The organism is Ruegeria sp. K7 (assembly GCF_056531785.1).
The window spans coordinates 103,864-123,877 of sequence record NZ_JBQFMJ010000004.1; the positions used below are offsets into that span (position 1 = coordinate 103,864).

Consider the following 20,014-nt stretch of genomic DNA (forward strand, 5'->3'; position numbering starts at 1 on the left):
GCGCGCGGGGCACCCCCGCGCGCTGTTCCCTTAGCCTGCGACGTTCAGAACGATCTTGCCGATATGGCCCGAGCTTTCCATGCGCGCATGCGCTGCCGCCGCTTCGGCCAAGGCAAACTCGCTGTCCATCACAGGTGAGATCTTTCCGGCATCCAGAAGCGGCCAGACCGCCTCGCGCAAGTCCTGCGCGATCTTTGCCTTGGCCAGATCGCTTTGCGGGCGCAGGGTGCTTCCGGTCAGGGTCAGGCGTTTCACCATCATCATGGCAAAGTTCAACTCGACCTTCGGACCCTGCAGGAACGCGATCTGCACCAGACGTCCATCCTCGGCCAACGCCTTGACGTTGCGCGGGATGTAATCGCCGCCCACCATATCGAGGATCAGATTCGCCCCGCCTTCGACCCGCATCGCCGCCACGAAATCTTCGTCCCGGTAGTTGATCGCCTTTTCTGCTCCCAGCCGGACACAGGCTTCGCATTTCTCGGCAGATCCGGCTGTTGCAAAGACCCGTGCGCCAAAGGCATTGGCCAGCTGGATCGCCGTTGTGCCAATTCCGCTGGATCCGCCATGGACCAAAAACCGCTCACCTGCTTTCAGCCCGCCGCGCATGAAGACGTTGGACCAGACGGTGAAGAAGGTTTCGGGCAGGCATGCGGCTTCTTTCATGCCCATACCATTTGGCACAGGCAGACAATGGGCGGCGGGCGTGGCGACATATTCGGCGTAACCACCGCCTGGCAGAAGCGCGCAGACCTGATCGCCGAGTGACAGCCCTTCAACCCCTGATCCGATGGAAACCACTTCGCCGGAAGCTTCCAGGCCCGGCAGATCACTGGCGCCCGGAGGGGGATCATATGCACCTGCGCGCTGCAGCGCGTCGGGGCGGTTCACCCCGGCATAGGCGACCTTCAGGATTACCTGACCATTGGCCGGTTTCGGAATCGGGCGTTCGGTCAATCGCAGAACATCCGGGCCGCCAGGCTCGGATATTTCTACGGCGCGCATCGTCTGGGTCATGGGCAAATCTCCTTTGCCCAATGCCTAGCAGGCAATTTCTGGAAGGCCCAGACGCTTACTCGCGCGGATTCAGCATCCCGGGCAGATCGGTCCGCATTTTCATCGGCGGCTTCACCTGCCCGGCCAGCCAGTTCGGAACCGCAAGGAACGGCTTGAACAGTGGATTGTTGTTCACCTGTGCCTTGAGCTTCTCGAACTGCATGACATTGTCGATGCGCCGGTCCAGAAACTCCCACGTCTTCTGATGCGCGGGGGACTCATCACCCAGCCAGAACAGCAGGGTCGAAGAATACACCCCCGACAGGGTGGCGCGTTTGGTGTACCAGTTCACATCATCGGAAGTGTCGCCAAGCGTATCCCAGATCAGGTCGCAGGTCTGCCACAGGGCCTTGGCCCCGTCTGCCGCATGAATGGGCAGCGCAAAAAGGGTCATACCCTTGCGGACCAACTCTTTATCCTCGACGGCCTGCAACCGAAAGCGCACAGCGGCAGCGACCCGATCGCGGAATTTCAGATCACCCAGATCTTCGGATTTCAGACGTTCGACCATGACTGCATCGCCGCGTGCGTGGAAAGCCAGCGCCAGATCGACCGCGCCACGCGGACAGATCGCACGTGCCAGACCTTCATCCATGTCACAGTCCGCAACAGCCGCGCGAAAGCCCACCTCGGACCAGCCGTCAAACGGAACGTGGGTCAGCATCGCGTCCAAAAGCTGTTGCTTTGCATCTTCATAAGTGGTGGTCATAGCGGTTCTCCGGTTCTCAGAGCCAGTACTAGACAAGATATAACGGCTTTGCTATACGGCCAACTCCTGCAATTTCCTTGCAACTCTATCTAGAAAGGTGGTGACAACCACATGCAGGTTAGTGTTCGCGACAATAACGTCGATCAGGCGCTTCGGGCCCTGAAGAAAAAGCTGCAGCGCGAAGGCGTGTTCCGTGAAATGAAGCTGAAGCAACATTTCGAGAAACCGTCCGAGAAAAAAGCGCGCGAGAAAGCTGAAGCGATCCGCCGTGCCCGTAAACTGGCACGTAAGAAAGCACAGCGCGAAGGTTTGCTCTAAGCACCTTGCTCGTCCAGCTTTGGATGACACTATTTGACGACCCCCGAGGCCCTGCCCGGGGGTTTGTCGTTTTCAGGGGGCATCGCCCGTTTGCCGGTTACATTCCGCCGACCCGTGGGACAGACCGCGCGGCAAGCTGCCATTTTCCCATCAGCAGCATTTTGCCCGGCATTTTGCAGCGCAGCGAATCTTGTCCGGAAAGCGCTACGTCGCCGTAAACCACCGATCTTTCGACAGTCTCTATCGCTGTCGCGCCTTGCACCTCTAAGTGGCGTTGTCCGCAAGGACTCAACCATAAACGGAGGCAAAAATGTCGACTGCAAACACGTTCGAACGCGAAATGCTGGCGCTGATCAATCAGGAGCGCACATCCCGCGGGCTGAACCAGCTGAAACTTGAAACCCAGTTGAACGACTCGTCGGAAAACCACAGCAGCTGGATGCTGAACACGGATACCTTCAGCCACACCGGATCAGGCGGATCGAGCGCGACTCAGCGGATGGAAAATGCCGGGTTCGACCTGGAAGGCAGTTGGCGCACCGGCGAAAACATCGCCTGGCAATCCGAACGGGGCGCCCCCAGCATCAGCGACGATGTTGCCCAGCTACATCAGGGTCTGATGAACAGCCCGGGCCACCGCGCCAATATCCTGAACCCTGAATTCGAGTATATCGGTATTGGCATTGAAACCGGGGACATGCAGGGATTTGACGCGGTCATGGTCACCCAGAACTTTGCCGCAACCGATGCCGCTGTTCTGCCGGACACCGGAGAACCCTCGGCACCCGCCACGCCGGTCACACCGGTCGAGGAAACACCCGCCCCGGAGGAAACAGATACCGAGACGACGGGAACAGATGTAACTGAGCCCGAGGAGCCGGATGGCGAAACGACCGACACAGAGGTGACGGAAACGGAAAATCCGGAGACCGAAACAACCGACACCGAAGATACCGAAACGGAAGAGCCGGGGACTGAAACAACGGACACGGACGAAACCGAGACCGAAGAACCGGAGACCGAAACAACTGACGCGGATGATAGCGAGACGGAAAATCCGGAAACCGAAACGCCAGATACCGAAGTGATCGATTCAGGCGAACCGGAGTCCGATTGTTTTGACGTACAGGCCTTTCTGGATGAGATCGCTTCATTCCTGGAAAACCTGCAGGCCCAGTTCGATCAGTTTGATTGGGATGGCATCGAAACCGCAGGCGACGAAACCGGTGACATGGATGACTTCGATCTTGTGACGGGCGAAGACAGCGAACAGATGGAAGACCCTGCTGATACCGGCACAGTCGCCGACGATGGTTGCGACTTCGTGATGTTCAATATCTTCAACGTGGACTGCATGATGGACGCCGCCTGATCCGGCGTTCCGGTGCGAGGCTGGACAACCAGCCTCGCACAACTTCATCAATAGATCTTTGGAACGTAAAGCTCATCCGGCAGGATGCGCCGTTCGTATTCGGGATTATATCGGCGGTCGGGCAGATTGACCTTGTCCTGCGGCACGTCCTCGTAGGGGATTTTGGTCAAAAGGTGCTCGATACAGTTCAGACGTTCGCGCTTTTTGTCATTGCCTTCCACAATGTACCAAGGTGCCTCGGGGATATTGGTGCGGAAGAACATGTCCTCCTTGGCCTTGGTGTACGCCTCCCAGCGGATGCGGGATTCCAGATCCATGGGTGACAGTTTCCACTGTTTCATCGGGTCGTGAATCCGCATGAGGAATCGCAGTTGCTGTTCTTCATCGGTGATCGAGAACCAATATTTTAGAAGAATGATCCCCGACCGCACCAGCATCCGTTCAAATTCGGGAACGTCCTGAAAGAACTGCTCGACCTGGTTTTCATTGGCGAAGCCCATGACGCGTTCGACACCGGCCCGGTTGTACCACGAGCGGTCGAAGAACACGATTTCGCCCGCCGCAGGCAGATGCGGAACGTATCGCTGAAAATACCATTGGCTCTGCTCCCGGCGGCTGGGCGCGGGCAAGGCCACAACTCGGGCGACGCGCGGGTTCAGGCGTTGAGTTATGCGTTTGATCACCCCCCCTTTGCCGGCGCTGTCACGGCCTTCGAACAGAATGCAGACCTTGGCGCCGGTGTGAACCACCCAATCCTGCACCTTGATCAGCTCGGCCTGCAGCCGCAGCAGGTTCTGAAAATAAACCTTGCGGTCCAGCATGTCGGGATGCTGGTCCTTGTAGATCTTGCGGACCTCCATCGAAAGCATTGGTTCGCTGAACTCGATTTCGAAATCTTCGTCCAGCGTGTCTTCCAGTTCCGCCTCAAGCCAATCTTTGGGGGTACTGTTGTTTTCGTAGGTCAAGGTCTGCTCCTTATCGTTCGTCGGGTCTGGACCGTACCGGGCAAGTGTAACTGCCGGATGTCACCGAAAATGCGGTGGAATCGCCAAATCCCCGGGCAAGTGGCGCTGACCTGACAGGTGCAGACCACGAAAACGGGGCCGTTGTGCGGTCTTTGTCCTGAATGTGGACCCATGGTGCCGGGGATACAAGCGTTAGAATTGACGCAATGCCAACAGGTTGAAACCAACAGGCCAGAGCGATATTGCCATTTCCCGCAATCAGGCGGCAACAATGCCGACATCGAATGCATGAGGCTTTTGTGGACCACTTTGTTTCTCTGTTGCCCGTGATCTGGCCATGGACGATCCTGATAACCGCTCAGGTAAGCACCTTGGCCGGGCACCTGCGGCTGGGTCTTGCGTTGCTTTCGGTTTTCGCGGTCGCCGCGCTGCTGACCGGGCTTCTGGCGCCGCTGGCAACCGGACTTGCCGTGTCGGGCTTGATAGGGGCCTGGATTCTGCATCGACTTCAGGGCCGGTGGGTCCTGATCGGGCATCTGGCGTTGATTGTCTGGTGCATCGCACTTGGCGCACATCTGCTGCCCGGATTTCGTAATCTTCTGGTCCTGGATCAGGTTCGCGCGGGTCCAGACAGCGCGCTGTTCTCAATGCACCTGAATCTGGACAAACCGCTGGTGTTCTTCGCGGTCGTGCTTGCTTGCCCTGCGATGTTGAGCCGAAAATCTCCGGTACGCTGGGTGCCCCTTGCGCTTGGTGTCGTAACTTTGCCGCTGCTCTTTGCAACAGGACTACTGACTGGGGCCGTGCATCTGGAAGTCGGCCTGCCTGAATGGTGGCTGACCTTTGCCCTTTCCAACCTGTTCCTGACCTGCCTCGCGGAAGAGGCCTTCTTTCGCGGCTATCTGCAAACGGTCCTTGTGTCCCGGTTCGGCCCTCCCGCCGGAATTGCGGTCGCAAGCCTTCTGTTTGGCGTGGCCCATGCGGGCGGTGGCGTCCCTCTGGTCCTGTTCGCATCGCTGCTTGGGCTGGGCTGCGGTCTGGGTTATTTCGCGACGGGACGAATTTGGGTTCCTGTTGTGATGCATTTCGCCTTCAACGCCCTGCATCTGGCCCTGTTCACCTATCCCGGCCCGGCCTGAAGATCACACGGGCAATGCGGTGGTCTTGAACACGGTCCGCAGCGCAAAGGAACTTTGCATCTGTGCCACGCCGGGCAAACGTGACAGGTATTGCCGGTGGATACGGGCAAAGTCCTCGGTGTTTTCCGCGACGACCTTCAGGATGTAATCCGCAGTACCCGCCATAAGATGGCATTCCAGAACATCCGGTATCCGCGATACTGCCTTCTCGAACGCATCCAGAACCTCTTCGGCCTGACCCTGTAACGTGATCTCGACAAACACGGTTGTCGGAACGTTCATCTTGCGCGCATCCAGCAGCGCCACGTAGTTGCGGATATAGCCTTCGACCTCGAGCCGCTGTACACGTCTGTGGCAGGCGGAGGGCGACAGATTCACCTGCTCTGAAAGCTCAGCATTCGACATTCTGCCATTGCGCTGCAGGGCGGCCAGAATCTTTCGATCAGTCGAATCTATGCTCATTCACGCAAATCCTTTGCAAGATTCTGACAGTATATCGAAGAATCCACCGAAACAAACTTAGTTTCCGGGCAAAGTTTCACAGAAATTGCGGCTGTGAGTGCCCATAATTTAGGCAGTTTATGGATGGAGAGCCCAAAATGAAAATCGGTTGCCCAAAGGAAATCAAACCTCAGGAATTCCGTGTCGGTATGACGCCCAACGCCGCACAGGAAGCTGTCGCGCGCGGCCATGAGGTCATCATCGAAACCGGAGCCGGCCTGGGATCCGGCTTTGACAATGACGCCTATACCGCTGCCGGTGCCAGCATCGTCGACACCGCGGCCGAGGTCTTCGCGACGGCGGACATGATCGTGAAAGTCAAGGAACCGCAGGCGGTCGAGCGCAAGATGCTGCGCGAAGGCCAGCTGCTGTTCACCTACCTTCACCTGGCCCCCGATCCGGATCAGACCCGCGACCTGCTGGACTCCGGCTGCACCGCCATTGCCTATGAAACCGTGACCGACGCCAATGGCGGCCTGCCGTTGCTGGCCCCGATGTCCGAAGTCGCTGGCCGTCTGGCCCCTCAGGTCGGCTCGTGGACGCTGCAAAAGGCCAATGGTGGCCGTGGAGTTCTGATGGGCGGTGTTCCCGGTGTTGGCCCGGCAAAGGTCGTCGTGATCGGCGGTGGTGTTGTTGGTACCCACGCTGCCAAGATCGCAGCCGGCATGGGCGCGGACGTCACCGTTCTGGACCGTTCGCTGCCACGTCTGCGGTATCTGGACGACGTCTATGGCGGCACGTTCAAGAACCAGTACTCGACCGCTGGCGCAACGGCCGAACTGATCCAGACTGCAGACATGGTGATCGGCGCCGTTCTGATCCCCGGTGCAGAAGCCCCCAAGCTGGTCTCGCGCGCGCAATTGTCCACAATGAAGCCGGGTGCGGTGCTGGTGGACGTGGCCATCGACCAGGGCGGCTGCTTTGAAACCTCGAAAGCCACCACCCATGCGGAACCGATCTACGAGGTCGATGGCATCATGCACTATTGCGTGGCCAACATGCCGGGCGCTGTTGCGCGTACCTCGACCATTGCATTGGGCAACGCGACCATGCCGTTCATGCTGGCACTTGCGGACAAGGGTTGGAAACAGGCCTGTCAGGATGACCCGCACCTGCTGAACGGTCTGAACGTTCACGCCGGGCAGCTGACCTATTTCGCGGTCGGCAAAGCATTGGGCATCGATGTCGTCTCTCCCAACGTTATTGTTAAATCCTAAGCCCTCCCGCCGTTGAAAGCGCCCGCTGATGCGGGTGCTTTACAGCCTTAGGCATAGCGCCGCGCCTTCGGGCGCGGCGCTGTCGTCTCCAGCACCCGCGTAACCGCAAAAAAAGCGCCGCGCGTTTTAGCGCGGCGCCGGGCCCAACAGGAGAAGGGCATTTCCAATGCCCGCCCGACGGGCGGGAGCCATCAGCCCTGTTTCTGAATCTCCACTGAATGCGGATAGGGGATCGATACGCCTTTGGCGTCAAAGGCTTCCTTGATCGTCTTGGTGAGTTCGAACCTGACGTCCCAGTAATCCGCCGCCGCACACCACAGGCGTGCCGTCAGATCGACCGAGCTGTCACCCAGGTTGGTCACACGCACCCATGGCTCCGGATCGCTGTGAATACGTTCATCCGCCTTGGCCACATCCAGAATAATATTCATCGCCTCATCTGCGCTGTCGCCATAGTCAATGCCAAACACCAGGTCGACGCGGCGCGTATCATGTGCCGAGTAGTTGGTGATGATCGATCCCCAGGACTGGCCATTCGGAACGATGATCTGCACGTTGTCCGGCGTCACCAGTTCCGTCGTGAACAGATTGAGGTCTTTTACGGTCCCCGCCGTCCCGCCGATATCGACATACTGGCCCAGCTTGTAGGGGCGGAACACGACCAGCATGACACCTGCCGCCAGATCGCTCAGCGTTCCCTGCAGGGCCAGGCCGATAGCCAGCGATGCGGCACCCAGAATGGCCACGATACTGGTCGCCTGGATCCCGAAAATCCCGAGTACGGCGACGACAACCATCGCGAGAATGACCCATTTGATGATGCTGGCGGCAAAGTTGCCCAATGTTGGATCGATCTGAGGTGTTCTGTTGATCCGGCGACGGACCATTCCGCTGATTGCGCCCGCTGCGATCCAACCCAAAATCAGGACAATCAGCGCCTTGCCTGCATTTAGCGCAACCGGCAGATAGCCGTTTGTCATTTCTACAATCTGGTCCATTTCCATTCCCGATCACTCCCTAAGCCGCAGTTTTCGTTATTACTAAAACAGATACCTATGCATCTGCGCAGATCCCAAACAATTGATGCAGCAGCAGTCACTTTTTCAGCACGCCGCGAGCCTCCTTACGTTTATCCGGTTCGCTCTGGCCTGCCCGCGCTTCTTCGGTCTGTTCTTTCCGCCTTTTTCGCGCGTTTCTTCGCACGATTCACCAGTTTTTTCAGCAGGGGCAAACCCCAAGTGTTGAGATTTCGTATAGGATGATTGCGCCATTCTCACAAACGCGCGATCATTTTCATGGGAAAGGCAGCGTGTTTTTCCCCAGTGATGCCAGTGGTTGGGATCCGATCCGTCACGCCGAAGGCACCAGTCGGCAGCAATCAGACCGGACCGGGGCCGTTCGCAAGGACGCCTGCATTCAGACGGTAAATCCGAGGAAAATGACCTGCGTTCGGTCCGCAGATCACTTCGGCAGCGCGCCGGTCAACACATAGCGCAGGACGCCGACAACCTGTTCCGGTGTTTCGGTCACGGCCAGTGCGGCAGCGTCCACCTCTTTCAACGCGTGCTGATGATCTGGCCCGTGCATCACGATCAGAGACTTACCCAAAGCCGCCGCATAACCGGCATCAAAGGCAGCGTTCCATTGCTTGTATTTGTCGCCAAACCGAACCACGACCACATCCGCATCGGCGATCCCCTTGCGCGTTCTGATTGCGTTGACCATCGCGCCCTTGTGGTCATGCCAGTATTTGTCCGGCTCGGCGCCCAGAATAACAACGCCGCAATCGTCACTGGCCGCATGATCCGTCACCGGGCTGTTGAACGCGATGCTCAGCCCCTTGGCACCTTCGATGATCTGTTCACGCCAGTCCGTATGGATTTCCCCGGACAGATAAACGTTCAGCATGGCTTTCTCCTCTCCAGACAACAAAGGGGCGCAACCGCCCCTTTATCTTTTTGAAAATACTCCCGCCGGGGGCGGACTCCATCAGCCCCGCAGCGTACCGCCCGTGGCCTTGGCGACCTTTTCAACGATCTTGGCGCTGACGGCTTCGATGTCTTTTTCCTTCAGTGTCTTGTCCGTCGGCTGAAGTCGCACGGTAATGGCCAGGGACTTTTTGCCTTCACCCACACTTCCACCGATAAACTCGTCGAACACACGCACATCCTCAATCAGCGCCTTGTCGGCACCTGCTGCAGCATTGACCAGTGTCAGGGCCTCGACCGCGGCATCGACAACAAAGGCAAAATCGCGCTCGACAGCCTGTAGGTCACGCAGTTCCAGCGCCGCGCGGGTGGCGCCGGATTTTCGGGGCAAAGGCACCTCGTCCGGCCAGATCGTGAAGGCCATTGCCGGGCCCTTGATATCCATCGCCTGCAGGACGCGCGGGTGCAGTTCGCCAAATACACCCAGCACCTTCTTCGGGCCCAGACAAATCCTACCGTGACGACCCGGATGCCACCAGGTGTCACCGTCACGCAGAACCTGAACCTTGGCAGGTGCGCCGATCGCGGCCAGAACGGCTTCGGCATCCGCCTTGGCGTCGAACACGTCGACCGGGCGCGACGCGCCATGCACATCCTTGGGGCCATTTCGACCGACCAGCAGGCCGGTAATTTGGGTCTTCTGATCGCCGGGTTCGCCATCATGAAAAACCGGACCGACCTCGAACAAAGCCACGTCCGCGTACCCACGCGCCTGATTGCGGGCCGCAGCCTGCAGCAGCCCCGGCAAAAGGTCCGGGCGCATATGGCTCATCTCGGACGAGATCGGATTTTCCAGCTTCGTCGCATCATCGCCCCCGCCAAACAGCGCGGCCGAGGCCTGATCGATAAACGTGTAGCTGACGCATTCGTTGTACCCAAGCGCCGCACAGGTGCGTCGCGCCATCGACTGCCGCCGCTGCGCCGGGGTCATCACCGGCTTCGGAATGCCGTCTGTGACCCGCGGCAATGGCTTTCCCTGCAGCTTGGTCAGGGACGCAATCCGCGCGACTTCTTCAACCAGATCGGCCTCACCCATGACATCGGGGCGCCAGCTGGGAACATGAGCCATCTCGCCTTCCAAACGAAAGCCCAGTCGGGTCAGGGTCTGGCGCTGCTCGCTTTCGGGGATGTCCATGCCGACCAGGGACCGAACCCGCGCCGCGTCCAGCTTGTAGGCGCGCGCGTGGTTCGGCGCCTTGCCTGCCTCGACCACGTTCGAAACTTCACCGCCACAGATATCAAGGATCATCTGCGTCGCATGCTCAAGCCCTTCACGGGTGTATTCCGGATCGACGCCACGTTCAAAACGGTAACGGGCATCGGAATTGATCCTGAGCGCCCGGCCCGTCAAGGCAATCTGAACATGATCCCAGAACGCGCTTTCGAGGAAAACGTTAACGGTCTCTTCGGTGCAGCCGGTTTCCTGCCCGCCCATGATGCCCGCAATCGATTCCGGGCCCTTGTCATCCGAAATCACCATCATGCCGGGCTGAATCGTGTATTCCTTCTCGTCCAGTGCCACCAGCTTTTCGCCGCCTTTGGCGCGGTGAACGCGCAGGTTGCCCTGCACCTTGTCCGCGTCGAAAACGTGCAGAGGGCGGTTGTGGTCAAAAGTCATGTAGTTGGTGATGTCCACCAAGGCAGAAATCGGGCGCAGACCGATTGCCTTCAGCTGATCCTGCAACCATTGAGGGCTGGGACCGTTCTTGACACCCCGGATCAAACGACCGGTGAAATGCGGACAGCCGTCCAACGTGTCCTCGTCAATCGTCACCTTGATCGGGCTTTCGTAGTCTCCCGGGACCGGCACGTAGTCACGTTGTTTCAGGGTGCCAATGCCACGCGCGGCCAGATCGCGGGCAATCCCTTCGACGCCCAGCGCGTCCGGACGGTTCGGAGTGATCGCAATCTCGATCATCGGATCGACTTTCGAGGGGTCATTCTCAGCCAGCCAATCGACGAACCTGTCGCCGACTTCGCCTGAAGGCAGTTCGATGATGCCGTCATGTTCATCCGACAACTCAAGCTCGCGTTCAGACGCCATCATGCCGAAGCTTTCGACGCCACGGATCTTGCCCACGCTGATCGTCAGGTCCAGACCGGGGATATACATGCCGGGTTTGCAAACAACGACCGTGATACCCTCACGCGCATTCGGGGCACCGCAGATGATCTGCAACTCACCCTCATCTGTTTCGACCTTGCAGACGCGCAGCTTGTCCGCGTCAGGGTGTTTCTCGGCATGTTTCACATAGCCGAGCCTAAAGTCCTTCAGCCGGTCCGCCGGGTTCACGATCTCTTCGACCTCAAGCCCGAGATCGGTCAGCGCCTCGGCGATCTCATCAACCGAAGCGTCAGTGTCGAGGTGGTCTTTCAGCCAGGACAGAGTGAATTTCATTGCACGGGGCCTTTTTGGCAAACATCCAGTCGGCAAAGGCAATGGCAAAGATTGCGCCGGGGTGCAAGCGCCGCGCGTCACGGATAGGCTGGGGTGCGGCCCAAAAGCTCATCCAGTTGCCAGCCGATCCAGCCATGAGGGATGAAATGTCCGCCAGGATGGGTGTCCAGCACCACCTTTCCCCGCGCGCAATCGGTCCATTCCACCCGGCTGAGCGTCAGGAAAGGCTCGACACTCCAGTCGCCGCGTGGGGTTGCGGTTGCACAGCCGAATTTTTCCCGCCACAGCGCCACCGGATAGGTCGTATCGCCGCCCGGACCAAAGGGGAAGCTCATTACTGTGTCATCGGTCCCGTGAACATGGCGCGCCTGGCGCGGGGCTTCTGGGCAATCCTCGGTCTGCGGGATACTGCCCGCCACGGCCAACAAAGCGGTCACGTCATTGCCGGACTGGCAGACAAAGCGCCACGCCATCGCGCCGCCATAGGAATAGCCCGAGACATAGATACGTTCGGGATCAATGGGATACCGACTGGCGACATCCTCAAGCACTCGATTGGCGAAAGCCACGTCGCCAGTGTCCGGTGTCCAGAAATCCCAGCTTTTGCCCAGGCCGTTCGGCGCGACCAACAACACGCCCCGCAGCTTCGTGGCCCCGGCGATACGCTCGTGGTTCACCACAACCGTCCCCTGCCGCGCCCAGCCGTGAAAATGCAGCAACACCGGCAGAGGCGTCACCCCGTCCCAGCCATCGGGTTCCAGCACATGATACGAGCGGTCGCCGACCTGACAGGCGGTATCCCCGTGGCAGGTATCCACGGCGGCGGCCGGGGTGGCGGTCAGCAGAAGCAGGCATAGCAGTCGATAGATCATAGGCCGGAGCCTAGTCAGACTCACGGCACTGTCACGTAACATATTGGTGTAGGCCAGGCTCCAGCCCGGCACCCGGGGCATGGTGGGCTGAAGCCCGCCCGACATCCAACCAAACCACCAAGCCGCGCCATCGCCAGACCGCGGGATGGCGATCCTCGGGTTGTGTTGGGCACTTTATGGCAGCCAAACCCGTGTGACGTTCAAACGGAACGCTGGCGGAGACAAATCGCCAGCCCGTCCGGGCGGTCTGGCGATGGCGCGGCGGCCTATCGGCCTTTGCTCCGCGCCGCTATTTCGACTGCTTTTTCGCGAATTCATTAATGAGCTTCTTGGCCATGGCTTTTTGATCTTCCACCTCTTTCAGAGGATTCACTTTCTTTAAAAATCCGTTACGGGTCGCCAAAAGAGCCACCCACACTCCCGGAGATACAGCGATAACCGCAACCAACAAAACCCAAGCAAAGGACGATCCGAACAAGCGTTCTACTGAAAACTGAAGAAAGCCTAACGCTACAACTAGCCCGACCAGCCATAGAAATGGAACCTTGGCTACTCTACGGCGCCACCAATCATAATAGCTCGCCAGATATACACCCAGCGGATACACTTACCGGCTCAAACCACCATGCAGGTTCGGCATATCCAGCGCTGCGAAACCGTAATGGCGCAGCCAGCGCAGGTCGCTATCAAAGAAGGCTCGCAAATCCGGAATGCCGTATTTCAGCATCGCCAGACGGTCGATCCCGATGCCAAAAGCGAAACCCTGATAGACCTCGGGGTCGATGCCACCAGCGGCGATCACCTTGGGGTGGACCATGCCGGAGCCCAAGATCTCCATCCAGTCGTCGCCTTCGCCGATCTTCAGCTGGCCGTTATCCCAGGAACAGCGGATATCGACCTCGGCCGATGGCTCGGTGAAGGGGAAGTGCGAGGCGCGGAAGCGCAGTTCGACGTCGTCGACTTCGAAGAAGGCTTTTACGAATTCTTCCAGAACCCATTTCAGGTTCGCCATCGAGATGTCCTTGTCGATGGCGAGCCCCTCGACCTGATGGAACATCGGCGTGTGGGTCTGGTCATAATCGGCGCGGTACACGCCGCCCGGGCAGATCACACGGATCGGCGCGCCCTGTAGCTCCATCGAACGTATTTGCACCGGCGAGGTATGAGTACGCAGCACATGCGGCGGGCGGTTGTCGCCTGCGGCGCGGTGCATGTAGAACGTATCCATCTCGGCCCGCGCGGGGTGGTGGCCGGGGATGTTCAGCGCGTCAAAGTTATGCCAGTCGGTCTCGATCCGCGGCCCTTCGGCCACCGAGAAACCCAGTTCGGCAAAAATAGCAGTCAGTTCCTCGGTCGCCTGGCTGACCGGGTGGATCGAGCCCTGACGGCGCGCGCGGGTCGGCAGCGTAACGTCCAGCCATTCGGTGCGCAGACGCTCATCCAGCGCGGCGTCGGCCAGAGCGGCTTTTTTGGCGGATAGCGCCGAGTTGATCTCATCCTTCAGGGCGTTCAGCGCCGGGCCTGCAACCTGGCGTTCCTCGGGTGTCATTTTGCCCAGCTCGCGCATCTTCAGCGCGACTTCGCCCTTTTTGCCCACGGCGGCCAGGCGGATCGCTTCGAGTGCGTTCTCGTCGCCCGCGTCTGCGATCTGACCCAGATATTTTGCCTTAAGATCGTCCATGACGCTTCCTGACTTTGGCCCCTGAATGCTGTTGCGGACCTGCTATCACAGCAGCCCGCGAAAGCAAGAGGGCGCGCACATTCAGGCGAAACGAAGCAGCGCTGTGGTTCTGTCCTGCCGCACCGGGCGCGCTGCAAGGCCATATGCCTCGGGGTGATTGCGCAGCTGGGGAAACAACGCCAGCAACTCGTCCTGAGTGTCCGTTCCCAACCCCGCAAGCCCCTCCTGCCCCGGAAAAAAGCTCTCGGAGATCAAGCCAGAGGTGGTGACAAGCTGATGGCGGTCAAACAGCAGGTGGATGTACCTGACAATGTCGCAAGGGTCTTGTGTCACGGTGGTGCCGTTGACCAGAGATATCGCGGGAACCAGTACCTCATCTTCGCCAAACAGCAATTCGGCCTGCCAACCGGTGATCAGGATACGATGCTGGGGAGAGACCAGAATATCGGCCTCGGCCCCAAGTGTACCTGAGTGGATCCGGATCGGCGCAAAGCGGCCACGACCTGAGACCGTGCGCCCGCCAACCCAGCGAACCGGCAGCGGCCCGGCGTCGATTGTGTGCACCAGATCACCCAGCCGCAGATTTTCGACAGCGCGACGTCCGTCGGGCGTCTCCACCATCGTGTCCGCCGTGAAACAGGCCGCACCACTGTCGCCGGGGGCCACTGACCCGTAGGTCAGGGTATCCGGATCGGGCTGATTGAATTGCAACGTTGTCGTGGTCTGGTTCGGCCCGACCAGAACCGGCAGGTTGACCGAAGTCTGCCCCGCCGCAAGCCCGTTTTGCGCCACGATGTTCGTTGTGCCGCCACCGATATCGTAAAAATCGATGACCTGACCGGTGTTCGTATTGGTCAGTGCATAGGCTTCGTAGTTGGTCGGCCCGCCCCCGTTGGGGTCTGTCAAAAGGATCGGGAAGTCATCCGCCGATATGACAAAAACAAGCTCGTTGTTGTCGGCATCGACCGACATCTGAACTGAGGGATGATCCAGCGGAATTTCGATCCCGACCTGCCCGTTTGCCTGATAGAACGAGACCGTGAAATCTGCTGGAATCTCATCCGGGCGCAGTGCGACTTCAAGAAATTCGTTTACACCCGAGGTTGCGGCGTAGGCGTTGGAATAATGAAGTTCGCTGATACGGGCCATGGATCACTCGCGCGACGGAATGCGTGCTAGTATCTGACGGCCCGCAAGAAGTGCAAGACATTAGGCCCGTTTTGGCAAATCATGCCTTAACGCGCCCGATGGTCTCAGTAGCTGTATTCAGGATAGATCCGGGTCAGATCGCCGTTCCAGTCTCCATAGAAGTGATCCAGCAACTCGTCTGCCGGAATCTTACCGGTCTCGATACTGTCCTTCAGCGCATTCAGGAAATGGGTCTCATCGGGGACCAGACCTCCGGCGCCGGGGCGCGCACGGGATTTCAGGCCGGCCTCGGAAATGGCCACCACTTCGCGTGCCAGATCATGCATGCTGATGTTGCCAACCCGCGCCTGCAGCCCGTCTTTGGCGGCCTCAACCCGCAGCGCCTCGCGGGTTTCCGCGTCCCAGCCTTTGACCAGATCCCACGCCGCATCCAGCGCGCCCTGATCGTAGGTCAGCCCGACCCAGAAGGCAGGCAGCGCGCACAGGCGGCGCCACGGGCCGCCATCGGCACCGCGCATTTCCATGAACTTCTTGATCCGCGCTTCGGGGAAGGCGGTGGTCAGGTGGTCGGCCCAGTCGGACAGGGTCGGGGTTTCCCCCGGCAGCGCCGGAAGTTTGCCCTGCAGGAAATCACGGAAGGACATGCCCAGCGCGTTGATATACTGTCCGTCGCGGTAGACGAAATACATCGGCACATCGAGCGCATACTGAACGTAACGCTCGAACCCGAATCCGTCCTCGAACACGAAGGGCAACATCCCGGTGCGGGCATCGTCCAGATGTCGCCAGATGTGGCTGCGCCAGCTTTTCTGTCCGTTGACCTTGCCTTCGAAGAACGGAGAGTTTGCAAACAGCGCCGTTGCCACCGGCTGCAACGCCAGTGCCACGCGCAGTTTCTGAACCATGTCGGCCTCGGAGCCGAAGTCGATATTGACCTGTACCGTGCATGTGCGCCGCATCATGGCGCGGCCCATGGTGCCGACTTCTTCCATATAGTCGTTCATCAGCCGATAACGGCCCTTGGGCATCAGCGGCATCTGGTCATGGGTCCAGATCGGAGCCGCCCCCAAACCAATGAAACCGACACCAATCGCGTCGGCGATATCCTTCACCTCGCGCAGGTGAGTGTTCACCTCGTCACAGGTTTCGTGGATGGTCTCCAGCGGGGCACCCGACAATTCCAGCGCGCCGCCCGGTTCAAGGCTGACATTCGCGCCGTCCTTTTCCAGACCGATCAGATGCCCGGCTTCACGTACCTCGCTCCAGCCGTGACGGTCGCGCAAGCCTTCAAGCACCGCAACGATGGACCGGGTGCCTTCAAACGGCAGCGGTTTCAGCGTGTCCTTGCAATACCCGAACTTCTCATGCTCGGTACCGATACGCCAATCGGCCTTGGGCTTGCAGCCCGATTCCAGATATTCGGCCAGTTGCTCGTGGCGTTCGATCGGCCCGCCGCCGGACTGGGGAATTGACATGAACCGCGCTCCGCTCCTGAAGTGTCTGTTGCTGGGTCAGTCGTGGTCGCAAACGCGGCCAGTGTCAATGCAGGCGCATATGCGACGGGCGCGAGGGCGTGCGTTCCCAGATTACCACCGGATGCGGCGATCCGCCGTTGAGTTCCGACAACATCCGTTCGGTTTTCAGCCCCGGCAGGGCCGAGAACACATCAAACAGCGCCTCGGCGCCTTCGGCGTTCACAGGAATGTGAAGTGCGGGCTGTCCCGGCTGGTCCAGCACCCAATGCGCCGGGTCCGAGGTCGGGTCCAGCGCCAGCCTCTCGATTTCGCGCGCCGCGACAATGCCGCCATCCAGAGGCCCGAGATAGGCGATCTGCCCCTCATCTATTGTCACGACACCGGGACCACCCGCACCCATGCGGAATCGCACCCGCTGCACCCCGATCACCGCCAGCGCCACCGCCACGGCGACCAGAATCCATCCCATCCAGCCCAGCAGCCCGCCGGGCCCGCTAATCCAACTCAGGCCTACCAGAAAAACGGCGACGGCCACCAGCACTTCGCGCCAGCGCCACAGAGCCAGTTTCGCTTCCGGGCGGATGAAACTCATGCGGCGGCCTCCTTTTCCGTCTTGAACAGGTTCACCGAGAACTGACCTGTCCGAACAAATCCTACTTCGATATAGGCCCGCGCCGCAAAATCTGAAGCGGCAAAAAGTACGGCACGTGACACACCGGTTGCGCACGTCTCGGCCAGATGCAGCGCGACGGCGGTTCGGGCATAGCCGCGGCGGCGCAGTTCGGGCGGCGTATAAACCCCGCCGATCTGAACCACTTCAGGCAAAACGGCGTTGAAACCGGTCATGCAGACAGGTTGGTTGTTCAACAACAACGCCCGGTGGCTGTCCCGGCTCAGATACCCGTCAATGTCGCGCTCGGCTTGATGTTGCGCCTGATCCGAGTCCTTTCCCAAGGATTCCAGATGGTAGCTGTGCCGCCAGTGAACGGCTAGCGCCCGGTCAATTGCCGACAAGGGGACAAGGCGCGCTCCCGGCAGGTCTGGAATAATCAGCTGTTCCAGTTCCAGCGAAAAGGCAGGCTCATCCCGGCTGAGGATAGCGGGTCTGTTTTGCCAGCCAGCCAGTTGCAAAATGCGCCGGGCTTGGGCGGCCTCACCGATCACACCGATGACCGGGCGGCTTTTCAACATCTTTAGTACCGCTTCAAGCTCGGCATCGGTGCAATCCCGGCACTGCGGCAACAGCATTCCTTCGTTCGTGATGGCCAGAACGGCGCGCGGCGGCTCGCCCAGCATCCAGACCTTTAGGGACCGGGGTTCCGATCCGTTCAGTCCGAAGTCCCGCAAGTTGGCCAGCGGAAACATTGAAGATTGCAGGTGACGGCGCAGGAATTCCTCGATCGCGGGCAGGTCGGCGGCTTGCGCCAAACACCAGGTCACGACCAATCCCCCAGCGCCTGCTGCCACATGGTCAGGGCCGCCACAGTCGCGGTATCCGCGCGCAGAATGCGCGGGCCCAGACTGACCACATGCGCATAAGGCAATGCGGTCAGGCGGTTGCGCTCACGCTCGGAAAACCCGCCTTCGGGACCGATCAGAATGGCCCACGGCCCGCCCTTTTCCTGTTCGGCCAGACGCAGAGCCGAGCCTACTTCCGCCTCGTTGCAGAACATCAGTTGCCGCCCATCGGGCCAAGCATCCAGCACACGGTCCAGGCGCTGCAGCTCACAAACTTCGGGTAAGAAGGTTCCGCCGCACTGTTCGGCGGCCTCAACCGCATGGGCCTGCAAACGGTCCTGCCGGATGCGTTCGGAATTGGTGAATTCGGTCTGCACCGGCATGATCCGAGCGGCACCCATTTCCGCCGCCTTTTCAACGATGAAGTCGGTGCGTGCCTTTTTAATCGGCGCGAACAGAAACCAAAGGTCGGGCGGCATCTGCAACGGTCTGGTCTGTTCGACACAGGCCAGCGTGCCGCCGCGTTTGCCTGCCTCGGCCACCTCGGCCAGCCACTCTCCGTCCCGGCTGTTGAACAAGGCAACGTGTGCCCCGACAGCCAGACGCATGACGCCGAACAGGTAGTGTGCCTGCTCGCGCGTCAATTCAACGGATTGCCCCCGACCCAGAGGGTGCTCTACATACAGTCTGATTTTTGCACTCATGAGACCTTACATATGCAAGGCAATGTCCCAACACCAGATGGTCAGGTCGCCGATGCCGTCAGCGGCAACTGGGTCGACACCCATGCGCCCGCTTTTGCGCGGCCCTACCTGCGCCTCAGCCGCGCGGACCGGCCCATCGGCACGTGGCTGCTGCTGATTCCCTGCTGGTGGGGCCTTGCGCTGGCAATTCTCAGCGACGGAAACCCACGCTGGGAGGATCTGTGGATCGCGATCGGCTGCGCCATCGGAGCCTTTCTTATGCGTGGTGCAGGCTGTACCTGGAACGATATCACCGACCGCGAATTTGACGGGCAGGTGGAGCGCACACGGTCCCGGCCGATCCCGTCCGGACAGGTTAGCGTTCGGCAGGCGGTTGTCTGGATGGGCCTGCAATGCCTGCTGGCGCTGGGGATTCTTCTGACTTTCAATCAGGCGGCCATCGCCATGGGCGTTCTGTCCCTGTTGCCCGTGACCATCTACCCTTACGCAAAGCGGTTCACTTGGTGGCCTCAGGTCTTTCTGGGCCTGGCCTTCAATTGGGGGGCGCTGCTGGCCTGGGCCGCCCATAGCGGCACAGTAGGCTGGCCCGCAGTTACCCTGTACCTGTCGGGCATCGCCTGGACGCTGTTTTACGATACCATCTATGCCCATCAGGATGCCGAGGATGACGAACTGATCGGCATCAAATCCACCGCGCGGCTGTTCGGGACAGATACGGTGAAATGGCTCAAGTATTTTCTGGTCGCAACCGTCGCGCTTATGGGACTTGCCATCATCGATGGTGCGGCCCAGCAGGCGTCCATCATGGCACTGGTCGTTGCCCTGACCGGGCCATGGGCGATGGGCTGGCACATGGCCTGGCAATTGCGCGGGCTGGATATCGAAGACAACGCCAAACTGTTGCAACTGTTCCGGGCCAACCGCGACACCGGCTTGATTCCGCTGATCTTCCTCTGCGTCGCGCTTCTGCTCTGATTGCACCCCAGGCCACGCCTCTGTAAGAGTCCCGACC

Annotated in this window: 20 protein-coding genes; 5 read left to right on the plus strand and 15 right to left on the minus strand. The window is 59.8% G+C overall.

Going from position 1 to position 20,014, the window contains the following annotated elements; genetic code table 11:
* Positions 1-30: 30 nt before the first annotated feature.
* Positions 31-1,017: an NAD(P)H-quinone oxidoreductase gene (locus ACR0FE_RS09320; protein ID WP_480912576.1), complete on the minus strand. Its 987-nt coding sequence runs from the start codon at positions 1,015-1,017 to the stop codon at positions 31-33.
* 55 nt (positions 1,018-1,072) lie between these two features.
* Positions 1,073-1,765 (minus strand): COQ9 family protein, encoded by a 693-nt coding sequence (locus ACR0FE_RS09325; protein WP_480912578.1) that lies wholly within the window; start codon positions 1,763-1,765, stop codon positions 1,073-1,075.
* 111 nt (positions 1,766-1,876) lie between these two features.
* Here ACR0FE_RS09325 and rpsU point away from each other — a divergent pair, with 111 nt between their 5' ends.
* Together rpsU and ACR0FE_RS09335 are read left to right on the plus strand one after the other, a co-directional pair.
* Positions 1,877-2,083 carry a 30S ribosomal protein S21 gene (gene rpsU, locus ACR0FE_RS09330; RefSeq protein WP_005614280.1) on the plus strand — a complete coding sequence of 69 codons (207 nt, stop codon included), beginning with the start codon at positions 1,877-1,879 and terminating at the stop codon, positions 2,081-2,083.
* A gap of 310 nt (positions 2,084-2,393) precedes the next feature.
* The gene (locus ACR0FE_RS09335; protein WP_480912580.1) at positions 2,394-3,455 is read left to right on the plus strand and encodes a CAP domain-containing protein; all 1,062 of its coding nucleotides are present in this window, start codon (positions 2,394-2,396) and stop codon (positions 3,453-3,455) included.
* 47 nt (positions 3,456-3,502) lie between these two features.
* Here the strand turns inward: ACR0FE_RS09335 and ppk2 are convergent, their stop codons facing one another.
* Positions 3,503-4,420 carry a polyphosphate kinase 2 gene (gene ppk2, locus ACR0FE_RS09340; RefSeq protein ID WP_170614336.1) on the minus strand — a complete coding sequence of 306 codons (918 nt, stop codon included), beginning with the start codon at positions 4,418-4,420 and terminating at the stop codon, positions 3,503-3,505.
* 299 nt (positions 4,421-4,719) lie between these two features.
* Here ppk2 and ACR0FE_RS09345 point away from each other — a divergent pair, with 299 nt between their 5' ends.
* Positions 4,720-5,559: a CPBP family intramembrane glutamic endopeptidase gene (locus ACR0FE_RS09345; RefSeq protein ID WP_480912582.1), complete on the plus strand. Its 840-nt coding sequence runs from the start codon at positions 4,720-4,722 to the stop codon at positions 5,557-5,559.
* 3 nt (positions 5,560-5,562) lie between these two features.
* On the opposite strand, the gene ACR0FE_RS09350 is transcribed toward ACR0FE_RS09345, so the two are convergent.
* On the minus strand, positions 5,563-6,021 hold the full coding sequence (locus ACR0FE_RS09350) for an Lrp/AsnC family transcriptional regulator (protein WP_170614335.1): 459 nt from the start codon (positions 6,019-6,021) through the stop codon (positions 5,563-5,565).
* A 137-nt stretch (positions 6,022-6,158) separates the two neighbouring features.
* Here ACR0FE_RS09350 and ald point away from each other — a divergent pair, with 137 nt between their 5' ends.
* Complete coding sequence (gene ald, locus ACR0FE_RS09355; protein ID WP_170614334.1) at positions 6,159-7,277, plus strand: alanine dehydrogenase; 1,119 nt, start codon at positions 6,159-6,161, stop codon at positions 7,275-7,277.
* A 191-nt stretch (positions 7,278-7,468) separates the two neighbouring features.
* Here ald and ACR0FE_RS09360 read toward each other — a convergent pair whose 3' ends face one another.
* The 11 genes from ACR0FE_RS09360 to ACR0FE_RS09410 form a co-directional block, all read right to left on the minus strand.
* The gene (locus tag ACR0FE_RS09360) at positions 7,469-8,275 is read right to left on the minus strand and encodes a mechanosensitive ion channel family protein (protein ID WP_480912584.1); all 807 of its coding nucleotides are present in this window, start codon (positions 8,273-8,275) and stop codon (positions 7,469-7,471) included.
* Between the two features lie 463 nt (positions 8,276-8,738).
* Complete coding sequence (locus tag ACR0FE_RS09365; RefSeq protein ID WP_170614332.1) at positions 8,739-9,185, minus strand: YtoQ family protein; 447 nt, start codon at positions 9,183-9,185, stop codon at positions 8,739-8,741.
* Positions 9,186-9,266: 81 nt separating this feature from the next.
* A complete protein-coding gene (gene pheT, locus ACR0FE_RS09370; RefSeq protein ID WP_480912586.1) occupies positions 9,267-11,663 on the minus strand; it encodes a phenylalanine--tRNA ligase subunit beta in 2,397 nt (798 codons plus the stop codon).
* Positions 11,664-11,740: 77 nt separating this feature from the next.
* Positions 11,741-12,535 (minus strand): CE1 family esterase, encoded by a 795-nt coding sequence (locus ACR0FE_RS09375; RefSeq protein ID WP_480912588.1) that lies wholly within the window; start codon positions 12,533-12,535, stop codon positions 11,741-11,743.
* Between the two features lie 289 nt (positions 12,536-12,824).
* Complete coding sequence (locus tag ACR0FE_RS09380) at positions 12,825-13,142, minus strand: hypothetical protein (protein ID WP_170614329.1); 318 nt, start codon at positions 13,140-13,142, stop codon at positions 12,825-12,827.
* Positions 13,143-14,216: a phenylalanine--tRNA ligase subunit alpha gene (gene pheS, locus ACR0FE_RS09385; RefSeq protein WP_170614328.1), complete on the minus strand. Its 1,074-nt coding sequence runs from the start codon at positions 14,214-14,216 to the stop codon at positions 13,143-13,145. It abuts the gene before it with no gap.
* 81 nt (positions 14,217-14,297) lie between these two features.
* Positions 14,298-15,365 (minus strand): Hint domain-containing protein, encoded by a 1,068-nt coding sequence (locus ACR0FE_RS09390; RefSeq protein WP_480912591.1) that lies wholly within the window; start codon positions 15,363-15,365, stop codon positions 14,298-14,300.
* A gap of 104 nt (positions 15,366-15,469) precedes the next feature.
* Positions 15,470-16,840 carry a glutamate--cysteine ligase gene (locus ACR0FE_RS09395; RefSeq protein WP_170614326.1) on the minus strand — a complete coding sequence of 457 codons (1,371 nt, stop codon included), beginning with the start codon at positions 16,838-16,840 and terminating at the stop codon, positions 15,470-15,472.
* A gap of 64 nt (positions 16,841-16,904) precedes the next feature.
* Positions 16,905-17,432 carry a hypothetical protein gene (locus ACR0FE_RS09400; protein WP_170614325.1) on the minus strand — a complete coding sequence of 176 codons (528 nt, stop codon included), beginning with the start codon at positions 17,430-17,432 and terminating at the stop codon, positions 16,905-16,907.
* The gene (locus ACR0FE_RS09405) at positions 17,429-18,280 is read right to left on the minus strand and encodes a GNAT family N-acetyltransferase (RefSeq protein ID WP_480912594.1); all 852 of its coding nucleotides are present in this window, start codon (positions 18,278-18,280) and stop codon (positions 17,429-17,431) included. Before ACR0FE_RS09405 ends, ACR0FE_RS09400 begins: the two co-directional genes overlap by 4 nt.
* Positions 18,277-19,002: a 16S rRNA (uracil(1498)-N(3))-methyltransferase gene (locus ACR0FE_RS09410; protein WP_480912596.1), complete on the minus strand. Its 726-nt coding sequence runs from the start codon at positions 19,000-19,002 to the stop codon at positions 18,277-18,279. The genes ACR0FE_RS09405 and ACR0FE_RS09410 overlap by 4 nt, the downstream gene beginning before the upstream one ends.
* A 12-nt stretch (positions 19,003-19,014) precedes the next feature.
* Between ACR0FE_RS09410 and ubiA the strand changes: the two genes are divergently transcribed.
* Positions 19,015-19,977, plus strand: a complete 963-nt coding sequence (gene ubiA, locus ACR0FE_RS09415) for a 4-hydroxybenzoate octaprenyltransferase (protein WP_480813046.1) — start codon at positions 19,015-19,017, stop codon at positions 19,975-19,977.
* Positions 19,978-20,014: the final 37 nt, after the last annotated feature.